The organism is Aquabacterium sp., assembly GCF_016195855.1.
In the GTDB taxonomy this organism is placed as follows: Bacteria; Pseudomonadota; Gammaproteobacteria; order Burkholderiales; family Burkholderiaceae_C; genus Aquabacterium.
Map to the genome: position 1 here is coordinate 101,120 of NZ_JACPYU010000013.1, position 16,104 is coordinate 117,223.

Genomic DNA, 16,104 nt, shown 5'->3' on the forward strand with positions numbered 1-16,104 from the left:
GCGATCAGCCGGGCTGATCAGTTCAGGGCGCTGGTGGGCACCACAGGCAGGACCACGCTGGATGGGTAGTTCGGCTCGTTGAGGATGGTGCTCACGTTGCCATTGGCTGCTGCCTGCTGCGGTGTGGGCCACACACCTTGTGCCTGGTTGCTGGCGCTGATGGCGATGCGCAGCTTGTGCCCCTTGCGCACCAGGGCGGCAGCAGGGAACACTTCCACAGGCACCAGCATGGGCTGGCCGGGCACCACAGCCTGCCTGGACGCCGCCGTGAACGGGTGCCAGGGCTGCATCATGATGCCCTTGACGTAGCGCGAGCGGGTGGTGTCGACGGCACGGTAGCTGGCCGACATCAGACCGTTGGTGATCGGCGTGGCCTTGCCGAAGATGTCGACGTCGTCCACGCGAACCGACAGGGCCGCCTCGGTCTTGGTCGCCTTCATCCAGATGTCAGCCTGAATGGGGCCGTTGAGGTAGAGGTCGCTCGTGAGCATGGGCGTCTCGTACACCAGCGCGTTCTGGGCATTCTCGACATACGCATCGTTCGAGTAACAGGCCTTGGGGAACAGGCCGGAGATGCCCAGCGACCATTGCACATAGCTGATCGAGCAGTCGCTGCCATCGTTGATGGTCACTTTGGCTGTCACGGTGCTGCCGCTGCTGCTGACGCCGTAGGTCACGACGGGTGCATCGGGCTCGCTGATGGTGTGCGAGGGTTCAGCCACGGTGGGCTTTTGCGCGTTCAGGCTCATGTTGCCGCGCAGGTACATGCGCTGAGGCGCCATTTGAGGGTGGGGCCAGTCGGTGGCACGGGCGTAGCGGTCGGTGCTCAACAACCCGTAGCCTTGAACGTATTGGGTGACGTTGGGCAGGCTGGTTGCCCCGGTGTTCATGCCCTTGAGGTACTGGTCGAACCACTGCAACAGCAGGGATGCGGCGCCTGGTGCACCCTTGGAGGTCGAGTTGTTGGCGCCACTCAAGGCAGCCTGGACAGCGCCCACGTGCGAGCCTGGCAGGATCACCAGCTTGGTGTTGACGTTGTTCTTCAACTGCTCGTAGAGCAGCGGTTCGTCGCGCTGGAAGATGTCGTTGGAGCCGCCAATGAGGAAGGTGGGTACCTTGATCCTGGAGGCCGTCTCGATGGGGGAGCGCACCGACCAGAACGAGCCGTCGTCGGTGGCATAACCTGTCACGCCGGCCAGGGAGTTGTTGACGGTGGGCAGGTACCAGTCGTTGATCGCTGCGATGTGCTCCTGGTTGGCCGCTTCAATCTGGTCGGCGTACTCGGGGTGCAGCGATTTGGCCAGGTCATTGGCGACACTCAAAGATTGCGTCAGGGGCAACCAGATGCTGATGAACTTGGCGTTGAGCAAGCCGCCCGTGCCGACGGTGCCGCGATAGGCATCACCCATCGGCACTTCGGCGAACACGGCCTTCACGGCGGGGTTTTGCTGGCCCGCTGTCAACAAGCTGGTGATGCCCAGGTACGAGGTGCCGGCCAGGCCAAGCTGGCCGTTGAACCATGGCTGCCTGGTGACCCAATCCACGGCTTCAGCGTAGCCGGCCTGCTCGTCTTCGCCGATCAAGGCTTCTTTGCCGTCAGACATGCCCGAGCCGAGGATGTCCACCGCCACGGAGATGTAGCCGCGTTTGATGTTGAACTCGTCCTTGCCGCCCACCAGCAGGGTGTTGCCCTTGGTGGCAAAGGTGCCCAGCAGCAGGCCGGTGTCAATGCGATAGGCCGTTTGAGTCAGGACAGCGGGGAAGTTGCCCGCAACCGGGTTGCCATCGGCATCGGCCGGTACCGACACGAACACCGCCAGCTTCTTGCCATTCTTCATGGTGATGAACTGCAGCGGCAAGGTGGTGATCTTGGGGTATTGCTCTGCCCGCGAATACTCAGACCAGGTGCTGCTGGCGTTCGTGGTGATCGCCGTGTTGGTGCTGCTGTTGCTGCCGCGCGTGCCCAGGGTGGTGGTTTGCGCCGAGGCCAGGCTGGCGATGCCAATCGACAGCAGGGCGGCAACCAGGCTGCGCACTGCGAAGCGGGTGCCGTTGTCCGATGAAAGTTTCACGTTGACTCCTTTTGTTGTGCTGATTGACCATGCTAGAAACAGAAGGAGGCGCGACCAATAGCCGGATTGACCAACTTATTGGCTGTGGCGGATCAGGCTTACCCGGATCAGGCTTACCCTGATGCTCACCAGGTCGACGGCTCGCTGCCGTTGACCGGGCCCCCCGCTTGGCCTTCCCGCCAGGCCGATGGCGTCAGGCCGGACCAGCGCCTGAAGGCGCGATGGAAGCTGTGAACGGAAGAGAAGCCAAGGGCATCGGCAATTTGCTTGAGAGGCAGCTTGCCCTCAGCCAGCAGGCGCTCGGCCATGAGGCGTTGGCACTCCTGTGCCAGCTCAGCGTGGGATGTGCCCAGCAGGCCCAGCTGCCGCCGAAAGCTGCGCTCGTTCATGCCCATTTGCGCAGCCGTCTCGGACACCGTTGGCAACCGGGGGAAAGCGTTCAGCAACCATTGGCGCACCGTATCGGCCATGTCGGAGCCAGCCTGGCGAGCAGCGAGCACGGACTCGGCGCGCGTTCGGGCAGCCATGTACGCGACAGGGTCGTGGGTGGGCATCCTGAGGTCAAGCAGGGCGGGGTTGAAACTGATCGAGCAGGCCTTGCGCTCGAAAAGGATGCGAGGGCCAAAAGTCGACAGATAACGCTGCTCATGCCCAGTAGGGATCGAATAAGGGAATTCGACCTGGTAGATGTCCGAGCTGGCCGCTCCCGTGAACCTGAGCATCTGCACGGCGCTGGTGGCGACCTGCTCGGTACGGAAACGCCCGCTCAAGCCGTTCTCGATCACCGGGTTGACCACGAGGCGAGCCGTCTGGCCTGACTCCACCAGGTCAATCTCGGCACGCTCGACCGCCAGCAGGGCAAAGCGCTTGATGTCGTCGAGCAGCTGGCGCAGGCTGGGCGTGGACAAGGCCAGGGGCGTGATGGCACCGTATTTCATCAGCGCGATGCTCTTGCCGGCCACCAGCCCAAAAAATGGGTCTCCGGTTTCTTCGACGGCCGCGGCCATCAGCCGATCAAACAGGTGCAGGGGAAGCCAATCACCATCTTCTTGCAGATCGTCAGCGGACTCGATGCCGCACTGCCTCAAGACGCCGCTGGAGTCGAAGCCTTCGACGTCCAGGGTGTAGGCCAGGATCTTCAGGTTGATGGGCGAGATGCGCATAAAAGAACAAGGCTGGTGCGGCGTGAACAGCCAAAATCGGGGGAGTCTGCAGGCTCGCTAGTCTGGCGGCTTTCCATGAGCCAAATCACGTCGAACGATCGGTGATTTCCCTAGCGTGGCGCATCGGGCTTTAAGCTTCACCTAAGTCCCGCGCGGCATAGTGGTGACTTTCAAGGACGGCGAGAATGAGGCTGCTGCTGGTAGAGGACGATCACATGATCGGTGAGTCCGTGTCGGACATTCTTCGCTCGGAGCACTATGCTGTCGACTGGGTAAAGGACGGCTTGTTGGCTGACTCTGTATTGCGTACGGAGGCCTATGACCTGGTCTTGCTGGATCTGGGCTTGCCCGGCAAGGATGGCATTGAGGTGTTGCGGGCCCTGCGCCTGAGCAGGAACCGCACGCCGGTGCTGATTGCCACCGCGCGAGATGCCGTCGAGCAACGCATCGCGGGGCTGGATGCAGGCGCGGACGACTATGTGCTCAAGCCGTACGACCTGGGTGAACTGCTGGCTCGCGTCAGGGCATTGTTGCGACGTGCCGCAGGCCGAGCCGAACCGCACTACGAACATCTGGGCGTGACAATCAGCCCGGCCACCAGAGAGGTCTCGGTGGCGGGCCAGCCCGTGGTGCTGTCTTCCCGCGAATGGGCCGTACTGGAGTTGCTGTTGGCCCGGCCAGGTGCGGTGCTGTCACGCAGCCAGCTGGAGGAAAAGATTTTCGGTTGGGAGGATGGTGTGGTGAGCAACGCGGTTGAGGTTTACATCCACGGTTTGCGCAAAAAGCTGGGTGCCGGTTTGATCCTGAATGTGCGCGGCGTCGGCTACATGGTGCCCAAGGGATGACGGGCCAGGCCACGCATTCGCTGCGCAAGCGCCTGCTGGTATTCCTGCTGGGTGCGATCACGTTGGCGGCTCTGATCCAGGCCGTCACGGTCTACCAGACAGCGCTGTCTCAAGCCGATGTCATCTTTGATCGGCACATGCAGAAAATGGCCCTGTCGCTTCGATCGGGCGTGCCGCTGGTCAATGCGCAGGCCAACGAGGACTTCAGCCAGGACCGTGAAAACGAAGATTTTGTCGTCCAGATGTGGACGTCCAAAGGCGTGCCTGTCTTCCAGTCGGCCGCGCATCGAACCCTGCGCAAGCCGGCGCAACCGGGCTTTTCCGATGTGAGGACGCTGGACAACCGTATTTTCCGCGTCTTCTCCATCAGCACCTCGACGCAGGTCATCCAGGTGGCGCAGGACATGGCAGCGCGCCAGGACATGGCCCGTGCCCTGGCCTTGCGTACCGTGGGCCCCAGCCTGCTGGCCGCACCCATTCTGATGCTGGTGGTGGGGTGGGTTGTCTCCCGGTCATTGGCGCCGGTGGCCAAAGTACGCTCCCAGATGGCATCACGCAAGGCAGACGACTTGTCTCCCTTGAGCGAGGCTGGCTTGCCTGAAGAGATCCAACCCTTGATCCAGGAACTCAACCTGCTCTTTGATCGGGTGCACCACGCCTTCGAGGCGCAAAAGAGCTTTGTGGCCGACGCTGCCCACGAGTTGCGCTCGCCATTGGCGGCGCTCAAGATCCAGGTGCAGGGCCTGCAGCGTGCGGTGGATGACAAGGCGAGGGATACGGCGATCAAGCGCCTGGCTGCGGGCATTGACCGGGCCACGCACATGGTGGACCAGTTGCTGGTGCTGGCGCGGCAGGAGGCCAGCGTCGTGGCGGGGGTGCAGTTCGAGCCCATGGACGTGGCGCAGGTCGGCTTGCTGGCGCTCACCGATACCTTGTTGGCTGCGCAAACGCGCCAGATCGACCTCGGTGTGCATCAGGCCCATCTGTCCATGGTCAACGGGCATGCGGAGGCCCTGCGTGTTCTGATCCGCAACCTGCTGGACAACGCCGTGAAGTACACGCCACCGGGGGGCACCGTGGACCTGGATGTGAAGCCCACGTCAGTGGGCATCGTCGTATCGGTCGAAGACTCGGGCGGCGGCATACCTGCGGCTGATCGGGATCGCGTTCTGGATCGTTTTTACCGTGTCAGCGGAACCGGGCCAGAGGGCAGTGGGCTGGGCCTGGCCATTGTGAAATCGATTGCCGATCTGCATGGCGCCACGATCCTCATCGATGCCTCACCGCGCCTGGGTGGCTTGCGGGTGCAGGTGATTTTCCCCGCTTTGGTGGCCTAGGGGCTGCTTCTTAAGGCTCGTCTAAGTGTTGTTGTCGACAATCAGGTATCTGCCCGTTTGAATGACGGGCGCCCTGACTTGTGTTTCATGACAAAGGACACCATGCGCTTTTCCTTCATTGCCCTGGCATCAATCGCAACGCTGCTGGCTGCTTGCAGCAGCAGGCCACCCATGACTGCTCAGGCCCCGGCGACGTCGGCCGTTGCGCCCCAGAAGGCCGCATCTAGCAATGCTCAAGGCGGCTCGGTCAACCAGGCTCAACTGGATGCCGAGAAGCTGGCAGCGCAGTTGCGCCAGCAAAAGGCTGATCTCAATGCCAGCCAGGTGCTGTTCGATTTCGATGACTACAGGGTCAAACCCGATTACACGGACATGCTGCAAAAGCAGGCGCAGTTCCTGAAGGCGCAAGGCCTGGACAAGCTGGTCCTGCAAGGCAACTCCGATGAGCGCGGTGGTGCCGAGTACAACCTGGCCCTGGGCCAGAAGCGCGCCGATGCTGTGCGCAAGGCCCTGCTGCTGCTGGGCGCCCCTGAAGACCGCATTGAGACGATCAGCTTCGGCAAGGAAAAGCCCAAGGCCAGTTGCCATGAGGAGTCCTGCTGGGCCGAAAACCGCCGCGTCGACTTCGTTCACAACGACAAGCGCTGAGGCGGCAAGCACAAGGCCGAGAAGGCCTTGTTTGACATACCGCTGTCATGTTCAAGCTGCAAAGTTGTGAGACCTTTGTCTGACTTTTTTGAACCATGACCAACGCACTCATGATCCGTACTTTCTCTGCCTTTGCCCTGTGTGCAGCTGCCCCGGTGGTGTTCGCTCAGAACATCACGGGCGCAGGCGCTTCCTTCCCCGCACCGGTCTACAGCAAGTGGGCCGCCGACTACCAGCGATCCACGCAGCAGCAGGTGAACTACCAGTCGGTGGGTTCCGGTGCAGGCATCAAACAGATCAAGGGCAAGACCGTCGACTTTGGTGCCTCGGACATGCCCCTGACCGACGAGGATCTGGACAAGGACGGCTTGCTCCAGTTCCCGACCGTGATTGGTGGCGTGGTGCCTGTCGTGAACATCAAGGGTGTCAAGCCCGGCCAGATTCACTTGACAGGCCCCTTGCTGGCCGACATCTACCTGGGCAAGATCACCCGCTGGAATGACGCGTCGCTCAAGGCCTTGAACCGCGACGTGCCGTTGCCCGATGCACCCATCGCCGTGGTGCGCCGCGCCGACGGGTCCGGTACGACCTTCATCTTCACCAATTACCTGTCCAAGGTCAGCCCTGACTGGAAGAGCAAGGTAGGCGAAAGCACGGCGGTCAATTGGCCGCTGGGCACAGGTGGCAAGGGCAATGAAGGCGTATCGGCCTTTGTGCAGCGCCTGGACAACTCGATCGGCTATGTGGAATACGCTTACGCCAAGCAGAACAAGATGGCCTACGTGTTGATGGCCAACCGCGAGGGCCGCTTTGTGGAGCCGATGGACAAGAACTTCAAGGCGGCCGCTGCGGGCGCCGAGTGGTCAAAGTCCTTCTACCAGGTGCTGACCAATCAGCCGGGTACCGATGCCTGGCCCATTTCGGGCGCCACCTTCATCCTGATGCACAAGGTTCAGGACAAGCCTTTGCAAGCCAAGGCGGCCCTGAAGTTCTTTGATTGGGCCTACGCACACGGCGACAAGATGGCCGCCGACCTGGACTATGTGCCGATGCCTGATTCGGTCAAAGCCATCATCCACAAGAAGTGGGAAGGCATCAAGAGCGCCGATGGCAAGGCTGTGCTGAGCATGTGATGCGACGGGGTGACGATGGCGGCATGCCTCGTCACCCTGGCGGCGCATCAGGGACGGGCTGGCGCGTGATAGCGACGGTGGTGTTGCCGGCCGCCGCTGCGCGGGCTGGATGCCGGGCAGGTGATGGCAGAGGCAGCAGAGGCCGCGCAAGGTGGCATGGCGGCCGCCCCCATCCCTTGTCTCATCATGCCGGGCCCTGACCCGGGGCCCCCCGGCATGGCAGGCGGCATGTCTGGCAAGGTCATGCCTTTGGCCTGGGCGCGCTTTTTCATCTCTTCGTGGTGCTCCGCCCGAATGCGGTTGCGTTCTTCATCGCTTTGAGCTGCCCACATCCGTGCACGAAAGGCCGTACGCTCGGCATCCGTCATCAATTGGCTGCCATAGATGGGCATCTCGTTGGCAGCGGGCGCCGTTGTGGCAGCTTTGGGTGTGGCCGCCCGGGCGCCGTGCAGTGCCATTGGCAGCAGGGTGCAAAGGCTGGCTGTCAACAGCCCGATCAACAGTTGCTTGCGGTCCATGTGTTTTCTCCTGGCCGGGCCATCAAATTGTTGGTGCAGGGCTGGCCCATTACCTCGCGAAAAGCATTGTCTACCTGGCAGATGCTCGCTGTATTGCGCTGCAGCAGTCCAGATTCTGATTTTGCAGAATGGGAACGGGGCGTCGCTTTTCACGACTTTGCATTGTTCTGGTGTGCAGCAAATTGCACACTTTGCTCGTTAGGGTTAACATGCGCATGCCTTGATTCTTCAAGGCCCGGCTTTCCTCCCTGAGCCGGTGGTGCACCGTGATGACAGCGATGCACTTTGCGGCCTGCTGGTCCTTCGAGACTGGCAGGCTTTCTTTTTTCCTGATCAGCCTTTGTCAGTCTGCCGCGAGGCGCGCAGGCGCATCAAGAGGTAGACGGCCAAACCCGTGGCCACACCCGGTGCCAGGCCCAGCAGCAGTGCGATCCACCCATGGCGCATGCCCTGGGTGCGGGCTTCGTACCAGACCCATACGGCCAGCACGCACCAGGACATGATGGCATCGGTGGCATAGCCGGCGGCGTAGGGGTTCACGAAGCCGGCCAGTGCGGCGCCGATCACGTCCGGCTTGGCCAGCAAGGGCGGGATCACGGTCACGCTGAAGGCCAGGGCAAAGCCCAAAGCCAGCAGGATCAACAAGGTCTTGTAGACGGCGGTGTGCATGGGGGCCCCTTCATGACAAAGCGCCCCGAAGGGCGCTTGAGAGAACGTGGATCAGCAAGCCAGCTGGTGATCAGCGGTTGCTTTCCTTGACGATCACCCACTGGCCGTCGATCTGCTTCCAGGTCAGGACCTTGAGGGTCTTGTCCTTGAAGTTGGCCGAGGTGTAAGTCTGGGTGAAGCTGGTCACCACCGCGTCGCCCTTGGGCACGGCCTTGATGTCGCCCACCTTGACGTCGATCTCGCCGGGCTTGCCCACCAGGCGGCGGCGCTCGTTGATCCACTTGGCCGAGGTCGACTTGGCCGGCGCGAAGTCCTTGGCGTAGAAGGTGAAGTAGCGGGCTACGTCCTTGGCCATCCAGGTGGCGGCCCAGTCGCGCAGGCGCTGGGCCACGGTCTCGGCGGCGGCCTCGTCGGCCATGGGGGCTTCGGGTTTGGCGGCCACGGCTGCAGGCGCAGCAACCGGTGTCACCACGGCTGGGCCGGCCAGCTTGCGTGCGCGGGCATCGAGCTCATCGCGGCTGGCCGAGGCTGCGTCCACCGTGGTCACCGGGCAACGTTGGGCCGCATCGCTGGCGGATTGCCAGTCGCGCACCAGATCCTGTGTGCCGGCTTCGTCACGTGACAGGCCCAGCGTGGAGGTCAGGGTGTTGCGCGAAGCCTGAACGCGGGCGTAAGCCAGTTGCAGGTCGGACTCGGCATTGGCGTAAGAGCGCTTGGCGGTGTAGAGCTCGTTCTCGGCGTTCAGCAAGTCCAGCAGGCTGCGCTGGCCGATGTCGAACTGCTGGCGGTAGGCGTCACGGGCCTTCTCGATGGCCAGGACGTTGCGGTCCAGGGCGGCGAGTTGGTCCTTGAGCTTCTTGATGTCGTTGTGCGCGATGGCTGCGGTCTGGCGCACGTCGCGGCAGGCCTTGTCACGCTGGTCGGCGGCCTGGGTGATCAGGTCGCTGTACTGGCGCACGCGGGCCTGGTCAGAGCCACCGTTGTAGAGGTTCCAGTTCAGCACGATCTCGGCAGAGGTGTCGCGCTTTTGGTCCTGCACGCCATCAAAGTTCTTGCCCACACCGGAGCGCACGCGCGCTTCAACCTTGGGTTGATAGGTGCCTTCCTTGCCGGAAGCCTGGGCCTGGGCGGCACGCAGGTTTTCAACGGCGGCGCTGATGCTGGCGTGGCGGGCCAGGGCCTGGTTCACGGCATCGCCGTTGGCACCCTGGATGCCGCGATCAAGGCCTGTGGCGGCGGGTTGCTTGCTGGCAGGCGCTTCACCCACCACACGCAGGTAGCGGGCACTGACGTCATGCAGGTTGGCCACTTCGGTGGTCAGGTTGGAGTCGGCCAGGGCCAGGCGGGCATTGGCCTGTTCGCTGTCCACGCCGCGGCCCACACCGGCCTTGAACTTCGATTGCAGTTGGTCGAAGGCGTATTTGTGCTGCACATAGTTGTCTTCGGCCAGCGCCACCAGCTTGCGGTAGCGTTGCACGTCGATGTAGGCGCGTGCGGCTTCCAGTGCCGTGTCTTCCGTGGCCGAGACGAATTCAAAGTAGCGGGTCAGGCGGGCGTGGCCCAGGCGCTCGACTTCCTTGCGCGTGGCCTGGCCGTCCCACAGCAACTGGTTGGCGCTCAGCGCGATGCCGTTGCGGCTGAGGCTTTGCGATTCGGGTGTGCGGCTGGTGATGCGGTCACGGTCGCGGCCCACGCTGGCGCTCAGGTCCACGCGGGGGTAGTAGCCACCACGGGCGACATCGGTTTCATTGGCAGCGGCACGCAGGGCGTTGAGCCGTGCGGTGACTTCCGGATTGGTGGCAATGGCCTTTTGGGCCGCATCGGCGAGGGAGCCCGCCGGGGCATTCTGGGCGTGTGCACATGCCACGGTCATGCAGGCCAGAGCCAGGATGGTCAGACGGGATTTCATCATCAAGTGGGTCACCTTGCACCTCGGTCACGATTCATGAGGATCCAGCTGACTTTCCACCGGAAACCCCGGTATCAACTGGACACATTTGGTGTTTATCGGCGCATTTTGGCATTAAATGAGTGGGCGTTTCACGTGGTGCATCCTGGCGACGTGCATGTACGTGCATGTAGGTGGTGCGCCGCACCGTTAACGGTCAAGTTTTACCCTTTCTGGTCGATTTGACACTGTGGTTCGCTTGCGTCCGAAAACTCCACCGTTAACCCCGTCCTGGTCTGCCAGGTGGCTTGCCTTCGGGCGGCTGTGCTTGCGCGCGCCCATGGCCGCACTGGTCCTGACGCTGGCTTGCGGCTGGGTGGCCACCCAGGCCTTCGAGTCGCCCAAGGTGGTGCTGGCAGCCCAGAAAATGGGCCCTGCGGCACTGGCCCGGGCGCAGGCCCTGCTGCAGGAAATTGCCGAGGCCGCCAGCCAGGACGATGAAACTCGCCTCAAAGCCATCAATACCTATTTCAATCGCCAGATCCTGTATCGCGATGATCGGGAAACGTGGGGTGTGGTGGATTATTGGGCGTCGCCTCTGGAAACTCTGGCCAAAGGGCAGGGCGACTGTGAGGATTACGCCATTGGCAAGTATTTTTCCCTGATTGCCGCAGGCATTCCCAGTGTGAAGATGCGCATGGTGTATGTCCGTGCGCAGGTGGGCTCTGGAATCCAGGCTCACATGGTGCTGGCGTATTACCCGGAGCCAAATGCGGAGCCGTTGATTCTGGATAACCTCGTCACCGAAATTCGTCCTGCCTCCAGGCGTCCGGATCTGGTGCCTGTTTTCAGTTTCAACGCCGAAGGTTTGTGGCAAGGTGTGAGTGGGTCCAATGCTGGAGACCCGTCAGCCCGCCTGTCACGTTGGCGAGATGTGTTTGCGAAGGCCAAGGCTGAGGGCTGGTGGTGAGGCTGCAAAGGTAAGAACCGTATGTCCTTGATTCGTCAGATCTGGTTGTTGTTGCTGGTGACGCTGTTGATGGCGTTCTTCGGCAGCTTTGCCGTCTGGATGTTGTCGGCGCGCGGCTACCTGGAGACCCAGTTGCGGCTCAAGAACGCGGATAACGCGCAGTCGCTGGCGTTGAACCTGTCGCAGCAAAAGGGTGACATGCCCTCGATGGACCTGACCGTATCGGCCATGTTCGATACGGGCTTTTATCAGCGCATCACCTTGAAGGATGCGGGTGGCCGTGTGGTGGTCAACCATGAGGCTGACGCCAAGGTGCTGCGCGAGGCCGCACCGGCCTGGTTCGTGAACCTGGTGCCGGTCGAGTCGGTACAAGGTGTGGCACAGGTGTCGGACGGCTGGCGCGCGCTGGGTTCGGTCGAGGTGGTCAGCCATGCGGGTTTTGCGCATGCGCAGCTCTGGCAGGGCAGTGCCAAGACGGCGGGCTGGTTGTTCGTGCTGGGTGCGCTGTCCTGTGTGATTGCCGCCTTTGGTGTGCGCCGCATCCGCGAGCCACTGGACGCCACGGTGGCCCAGGCACAGGCCCTGATGGAGCGCCGCTTCGTGACGGTGCAAGAGCCCAAGGTGCCTGAGCTGGCGCGCCTGAGTCAGGCCATGAACGCCGTGGTCGTGCGCTTGAAGTCGGTGTTCGAGGAGCAGTCCGGCCAGGTCGAGCAACTGCGTCAGCAGGCCCATTGCGATCCGCTGACGGGCTTGTCGCACCGCCGGCATTTCATGGCGCAACTGGGCGCGGCGATCAGCAGCGAAGAGGGCTCTGGTGCGGGTGTGCTGTATCTGATCCGCCTGGTGGATTTGTCGGGCATCAACCGGCTGCTGGGGCACCGTACGACGGATACCTTGCTGCAACATCTGGCGCGCGCACTCAAGGAAGTGTCGGCGGGCATTGATGGGGCGGCGCAAGGGCGGCTCAATGGGGGCGACTTTGCGGTCTGCCTGACCAGCGCCGATGCCTCCTTGCCGGAGCCCGAGTATTACGTGGATGCCTTGCGCCGCGCCTTTGCCGAGCAGGCCGTGTCGGCCTCGGTGGTGGTGGGGGCCGTGCACTGGAAGCGGGGCATGCCCTTGCAGCAGGTGCTGGCCTCGGCGGATTCGGCGCTGGCCAAGGCAGAAAGCCGTGGCGCGTTTGCCGTGGAACTGGCCGAGCAACCCGATGCCATGTTGACGGTGCTGGGACAGGATGAATGGCGTCGCCGCCTGACGGCCGCCTTGACGGAGCGCCGCATCAAGTTGATGCGTTACCCCGTGGTGGACAAGCAACTGATGCTGGTGCATTACGAGTGCCCCTTGCGCATGCAACTGGACCCTTCCGGCGAATTCGAGGCCGCGGCCAATTGGTTGCCGATGGCCTTGCGCTCCGGCCTGATCGCCCAGATCGACGAAGCGGCCGTGCTGTTGGCCCTGGAGGAAATCGGCCAGGATTACCAGGACCGTGGCGTGAACCTCTCGCCCGTGTCGCTGGCCGACAGTGGCTTCATCCCCAGGTTGTGCGCGCACCTGGCCGCTGCGCCCGAGGCGGCCAAGCACCTGTGGCTGGAGGTCCCAGAAACAGCCGCCGTGGACCGTTTCGATCTGGTGCGTGAGTTGTGCAGGCAGTTGCGCCCCTTGAACGCGAAGATTGGCCTGGAGCATGCCGGCGAAAAGCTGACCCGCATCGAGTTCCTGTTCGAGGCCGGGCTGGACTACATCAAGCTGGATGCCTCGGTGGTGCAGGGTGTGGCGCAGGACGCGGCCCGCTCGGCCTATGTGTCGGCCACGGTGAGCATGTTGCATGGCCTGGGCCTGCAGGTGTACGCCGAAGGTGTCAGCGAGTCGGCAGACATGGTGGCTTTGCGCCAGGTCGGGGTCGATGGTGTGACCGGGCCGGCTGTGAGGCTGTGAGCGCGGCACCTGTCTGAGCGGGCTCAAGCCCATCTTGGCCATAAAAAAAGCAGCCCCGGTGAGGGCTGCTTTTTGTTGGGTGCCTTGGCCGCTCAGCTGTGGTCTACCAGCAGCTTGCCGCGGTTCATCAGTTCGCTGATGATCTGGTGGTCATTGGCACTTTGGTCCAGCCCCAGTGAGGAGCGCAGGTCCACATTGGCCAGCACGATGTGCTGCTGGTCGGCGCAGCCGGTGCTGTCGCTGTGCCCTGTGGCGTCTGCCTGGAAACTGCCGCTGGCGCTGACGTGGATGATGGTGCTGCCCGGCTGCGAGTGGGTGTCGAAGTCCAGGAAGTTCAGCAGCTTGTCCACGCTGGCGGTGCCCGATGTGCTGGTGCTGTGATCGGTCTGCAGCAGGTCGCGCAGGTCGAGCACGTCACCACCGGCCGTGCGGGCCGCGCAGTTGAAGTCGGTGATGGTGTCGATGTGGTTGTGCTCGCCCGAGGTCGGTCGGTCGGCCAGGGTCCAGGCGAACACGTCGGTGTCGCAGGTGCCATGGTGCTCGCCGCTGCCCGATACCGTGTGCTCGGTCAGTGTGGGCGCATTCACGTCGATCGCGACGATGCTGCTGGAGATCGTCTTGCTGTCGGTGGCGCCGGCTGCGTCCGTGGCCTTGATGGTCAGCTGCGGGAACAGATCGACCGACAGGCCCAGCACATGCGCGGGGTCATAGCTCAAGGTGGACAGCAGGTGGTTGACCTGCGCCACGTCGATGGTGTGGCCCGGGGTGTCGGACTCGATGACCAGATGGCGCGAGTCGTTGCCGCTGATGTGCAGGCCTTGGGTGAGGGCCGGGTCCAGCGCCAGGCTGAGCTTGCTGTGGTCGCCCAACAGCGTGCCCAGCGACAGGAACTGGCCCACGCTCACGTCCACGCGGATGAGGTTGTTGTCCACATCGGCCACGGCCACATGCTGAGTCTTGCTGAGGTCCAGCAAGGGGTTCACGGCCAGATCGACCAGGCCCAGGATGTTGTGGCCATCGTTGCCAGCGCTCACCACCGGGGCGTGGTTGGCCGCAGCTGTGGCCGCGGTGGTCAAGGTGATGGTGCCGCTGGCGTGGTCGCCGTCCTTGTCGACGATGGTGTAGCTGAAGGTCTCGTCGGTTCCGTCGTGGCCTTGCTTCATGGTGAAGTCGCCGGTGACGGTGTTGAGCTTGATCTCGGCGCCAGACTGCAGCGTGATCGTGAGGATCTTGGTGCTGGGGTCCAGCACGGAGCTCACTTGCTTGCTTGATGAGAAAGCCTCGATCTTTTGCAGGCCATCCGCACCGGCCAGCCCGGCCAGGCTGCCGGCCTTGAGCGTGGGCACGGTGTCAAGCAGGTACTTGCTGAGCTCGGCATTGGTCTTGAGCGTGGTGGCGCCTTGCTCTGTGCCGGTGATGCCGTTGTAGGCGATGGGCTCGATGTTGGCGATGTACTGCGCTGTCAGGGTGCCCGTGCCAATGGCGTAGGAGTCAATGTGGTTATCCCTGAGGAAGGTCTCCCAATTGGTTTCGTCCTTGCCGGTGTCGATGCCTTTGCCGGTGTTGGGGTTGCCATCGGTGATGAAGTAGGACACGTTGACGCCATCGCTGATCTTGCCGGTTGCGGCAAATGAGGCTTTGGCCGCGGCCAGCGCTGCGTCGTAGTTGGTGCCGCCGTTGGCGCTCAGTGCGTCGACGAAGGTCTTGGCCTGAGCGACCGTCATCCAGGCGGCGCGGCCCTGGCCGGCGTCGCTGAAGGTCACGATCTGGACCTTGACATCGCCCAGGTCGTCGTAGCGGTCGATCAGCGACTTGATGGCGGCCTTGATGCCGTTGACGGTCTTGTCGGCCAGCGTGTCCTTCATGCTGCCCGAGGTGTCGACGATCAGCATCAGGTTGGTGTTCTGCGTGCCGGTGCTGCTGTCGACCTGCATGACCTGCGCGCCAGACAGCGGGCTGTCGTCTTCGATCAGCACATTGAGGGCGGCGGTGCTGGTGGTGTGGCCATCGCTGGCCTGCACCTGCAGGTTGACGCCGAGCGCATCTTCGGTGCTGGTGTTGGGGTGGTCCAGCGGGCCTTGCAGGGTGACCTTGTAGTGGCCCTGGTCGTCGATGGTGGCGGTGAGGATGGGCGTGCTGCCCGCCTTGCCGATCAGCGGGTCGGTGGCGGTGCCGCTGCCCGACCATGTGATGACCACGCCGCCCGATGTCAGGCCACTGGGGCCGGAGAGGGTGAGGCTGACCTTGTCGCCATCGGTATCGCTGACGGTGAACTGGCCACTGGCTTCCTTGGTGTTGACGGTGTCGGGCGAGCCCTGGTTGTCGGGGTTGCCGCCAGCCAGACCTTCTTCTGACAAGGCGGCCGGGCCGCTTTGGTTGCCGATGATGGGCGCGTCGTTGACCGGGTTGATACCGATGTCGATGGTGGCGGTGGTCGTACCGCCATGGCCATCAGAAACCGTCACGGTGAAGCTGTCGGCGCCGTTGTAGTCCTTGGCGGGTGTGTAAGTCCAGATGCCGTTTTCGTTGACGGTCACAGTGCCGTGCGTTGGGTCGGAGCCCTTGGCGTAGGTCAGGGTGTCGCCATCGGCATCGGTCGCCTTGACCTGCCCAGAGACAGGCTTGTCCTCATCCGTGGTCAGGCTGTAGTGGCCGGTGACCGGATCGAAGTTGCCGCTGTCGGGGTCGTCGATCTTGGGCGGATCATTGACCGGGTTGACGCCGATGTCGATGGTGGCCGTGGTCGTGCCGCCGTGGCCGTCAGACACCGTCACCGTGAAGGTGTCGCTGCCGTTGTAGTCCTTGGCGGGCGTATAGGTCCAGGTGCCATCGTCATTGACGACCACCGTGCCATGCGCTGGGTCAGCGCCCTTGGCGTAGGTCAGCGCATCACCATCGGGGTCGGTCGCCTTGACCTGGCCGGAGA

At 63.0% G+C, this 16,104-nt stretch carries 13 protein-coding genes; 6 read left to right on the plus strand and 7 right to left on the minus strand.

Annotated features, from left to right (window positions below; all coding sequences use genetic code 11):
* Nucleotides 1–17: 17 nt before the first annotated feature.
* Together HY019_RS11640 and HY019_RS11645 are read right to left on the minus strand one after the other, a co-directional pair.
* Nucleotides 18–2,072, minus strand: a complete 2,055-nt coding sequence (locus HY019_RS11640; protein WP_290692213.1) for a CocE/NonD family hydrolase — start codon at nt 2,070–2,072, stop codon at nt 18–20.
* A gap of 125 nt (nt 2,073–2,197) precedes the next feature.
* Nucleotides 2,198–3,235 (minus strand): AraC family transcriptional regulator, encoded by a 1,038-nt coding sequence (locus HY019_RS11645; protein ID WP_290692215.1) that lies wholly within the window; start codon nt 3,233–3,235, stop codon nt 2,198–2,200.
* Nucleotides 3,236–3,420: 185 nt separating this feature from the next.
* On the opposite strand from HY019_RS11645, the gene HY019_RS11650 reads away from it, so the two are divergent.
* Nucleotides 3,421–4,080 carry a response regulator transcription factor gene (locus HY019_RS11650; RefSeq protein WP_290692217.1) on the plus strand — a complete coding sequence of 220 codons (660 nt, stop codon included), beginning with the start codon at nt 3,421–3,423 and terminating at the stop codon, nt 4,078–4,080.
* A complete protein-coding gene (locus HY019_RS11655; RefSeq protein ID WP_290692219.1) occupies nt 4,077–5,417 on the plus strand; it encodes an ATP-binding protein in 1,341 nt (446 codons plus the stop codon). The genes HY019_RS11650 and HY019_RS11655 overlap by 4 nt, the downstream gene beginning before the upstream one ends.
* Before the next feature lie 41 nt (nt 5,418–5,458).
* Here HY019_RS11655 and HY019_RS11660 read toward each other — a convergent pair whose 3' ends face one another.
* On the minus strand, nt 5,459–5,590 hold the full coding sequence (locus tag HY019_RS11660; RefSeq protein WP_290692221.1) for a hypothetical protein: 132 nt from the start codon (nt 5,588–5,590) through the stop codon (nt 5,459–5,461).
* On the opposite strand from HY019_RS11660, the gene pal reads away from it, so the two are divergent.
* Nucleotides 5,589–6,065, plus strand: a complete 477-nt coding sequence (gene pal / locus HY019_RS11665) for a peptidoglycan-associated lipoprotein Pal (RefSeq protein WP_290692223.1) — start codon at nt 5,589–5,591, stop codon at nt 6,063–6,065. The genes HY019_RS11660 and pal overlap by 2 nt on opposite strands.
* A 110-nt stretch (nt 6,066–6,175) precedes the next feature.
* Nucleotides 6,176–7,198 carry a phosphate ABC transporter substrate-binding protein PstS gene (pstS, locus tag HY019_RS11670; protein WP_290692241.1) on the plus strand — a complete coding sequence of 341 codons (1,023 nt, stop codon included), beginning with the start codon at nt 6,176–6,178 and terminating at the stop codon, nt 7,196–7,198.
* 47 nt (nt 7,199–7,245) lie between these two features.
* Here pstS and HY019_RS11675 read toward each other — a convergent pair whose 3' ends face one another.
* The 3 genes from HY019_RS11675 to HY019_RS11685 form a co-directional block, all read right to left on the minus strand.
* Nucleotides 7,246–7,716, minus strand: coding sequence for a hypothetical protein (locus tag HY019_RS11675; RefSeq protein ID WP_290692225.1), 471 nt, complete (start codon nt 7,714–7,716; stop codon nt 7,246–7,248).
* A 333-nt stretch (nt 7,717–8,049) separates the two neighbouring features.
* Nucleotides 8,050–8,385: a DUF2834 domain-containing protein gene (locus HY019_RS11680; RefSeq protein WP_290692227.1), complete on the minus strand. Its 336-nt coding sequence runs from the start codon at nt 8,383–8,385 to the stop codon at nt 8,050–8,052.
* Nucleotides 8,386–8,455: 70 nt separating this feature from the next.
* Nucleotides 8,456–10,297 carry a TolC family outer membrane protein gene (locus HY019_RS11685; protein WP_290692229.1) on the minus strand — a complete coding sequence of 614 codons (1,842 nt, stop codon included), beginning with the start codon at nt 10,295–10,297 and terminating at the stop codon, nt 8,456–8,458.
* Between the two features lie 316 nt (nt 10,298–10,613).
* On the opposite strand from HY019_RS11685, the gene HY019_RS11690 reads away from it, so the two are divergent.
* Together HY019_RS11690 and HY019_RS11695 are read left to right on the plus strand one after the other, a co-directional pair.
* The gene (locus HY019_RS11690; RefSeq protein WP_290692231.1) at nt 10,614–11,243 is read left to right on the plus strand and encodes a transglutaminase-like cysteine peptidase; all 630 of its coding nucleotides are present in this window, start codon (nt 10,614–10,616) and stop codon (nt 11,241–11,243) included.
* A 21-nt stretch (nt 11,244–11,264) separates the two neighbouring features.
* Nucleotides 11,265–13,178, plus strand: coding sequence for an EAL domain-containing protein (locus HY019_RS11695; protein ID WP_290692233.1), 1,914 nt, complete (start codon nt 11,265–11,267; stop codon nt 13,176–13,178).
* A 92-nt stretch (nt 13,179–13,270) separates the two neighbouring features.
* Here the strand turns inward: HY019_RS11695 and HY019_RS11700 are convergent.
* The coding region (locus tag HY019_RS11700; protein ID WP_290692235.1) for a tandem-95 repeat protein at nt 13,271–16,104 on the minus strand (2,834 nt) is incomplete at its 5' end.

What these genes read in the sequence shown, in the direction of transcription:
- HY019_RS11645 (WP_290692215.1), bottom strand. Translation starts at nt 3,235, where the DNA reads ATGCGCATCTCGCCCATCAACCTGAAGATCCTGGCCTACACCCTGGAC.
- HY019_RS11650 (WP_290692217.1), top strand. Translation starts at nt 3,421, where the DNA reads ATGAGGCTGCTGCTGGTAGAGGACGATCACATGATCGGTGAGTCCGTG.
- HY019_RS11655 (WP_290692219.1), top strand. Translation starts at nt 4,077, where the DNA reads ATGACGGGCCAGGCCACGCATTCGCTGCGCAAGCGCCTGCTGGTATTC.
- pal (WP_290692223.1), top strand. Translation starts at nt 5,589, where the DNA reads ATGACTGCTCAGGCCCCGGCGACGTCGGCCGTTGCGCCCCAGAAGGCC.
- HY019_RS11660 (WP_290692221.1), bottom strand. Translation starts at nt 5,590, where the DNA reads ATGGGTGGCCTGCTGCTGCAAGCAGCCAGCAGCGTTGCGATTGATGCC.
- pstS (WP_290692241.1), top strand. Translation starts at nt 6,176, where the DNA reads ATGATCCGTACTTTCTCTGCCTTTGCCCTGTGTGCAGCTGCCCCGGTG.
- HY019_RS11675 (WP_290692225.1), bottom strand. Translation starts at nt 7,716, where the DNA reads ATGGACCGCAAGCAACTGTTGATCGGGCTGTTGACAGCCAGCCTTTGC.
- HY019_RS11680 (WP_290692227.1), bottom strand. Translation starts at nt 8,385, where the DNA reads ATGCACACCGCCGTCTACAAGACCTTGTTGATCCTGCTGGCTTTGGGC.
- HY019_RS11685 (WP_290692229.1), bottom strand. Translation starts at nt 10,297, where the DNA reads ATGATGAAATCCCGTCTGACCATCCTGGCTCTGGCCTGCATGACCGTG.
- HY019_RS11690 (WP_290692231.1), top strand. Translation starts at nt 10,614, where the DNA reads ATGGCCGCACTGGTCCTGACGCTGGCTTGCGGCTGGGTGGCCACCCAG.
- HY019_RS11695 (WP_290692233.1), top strand. Translation starts at nt 11,265, where the DNA reads ATGTCCTTGATTCGTCAGATCTGGTTGTTGTTGCTGGTGACGCTGTTG.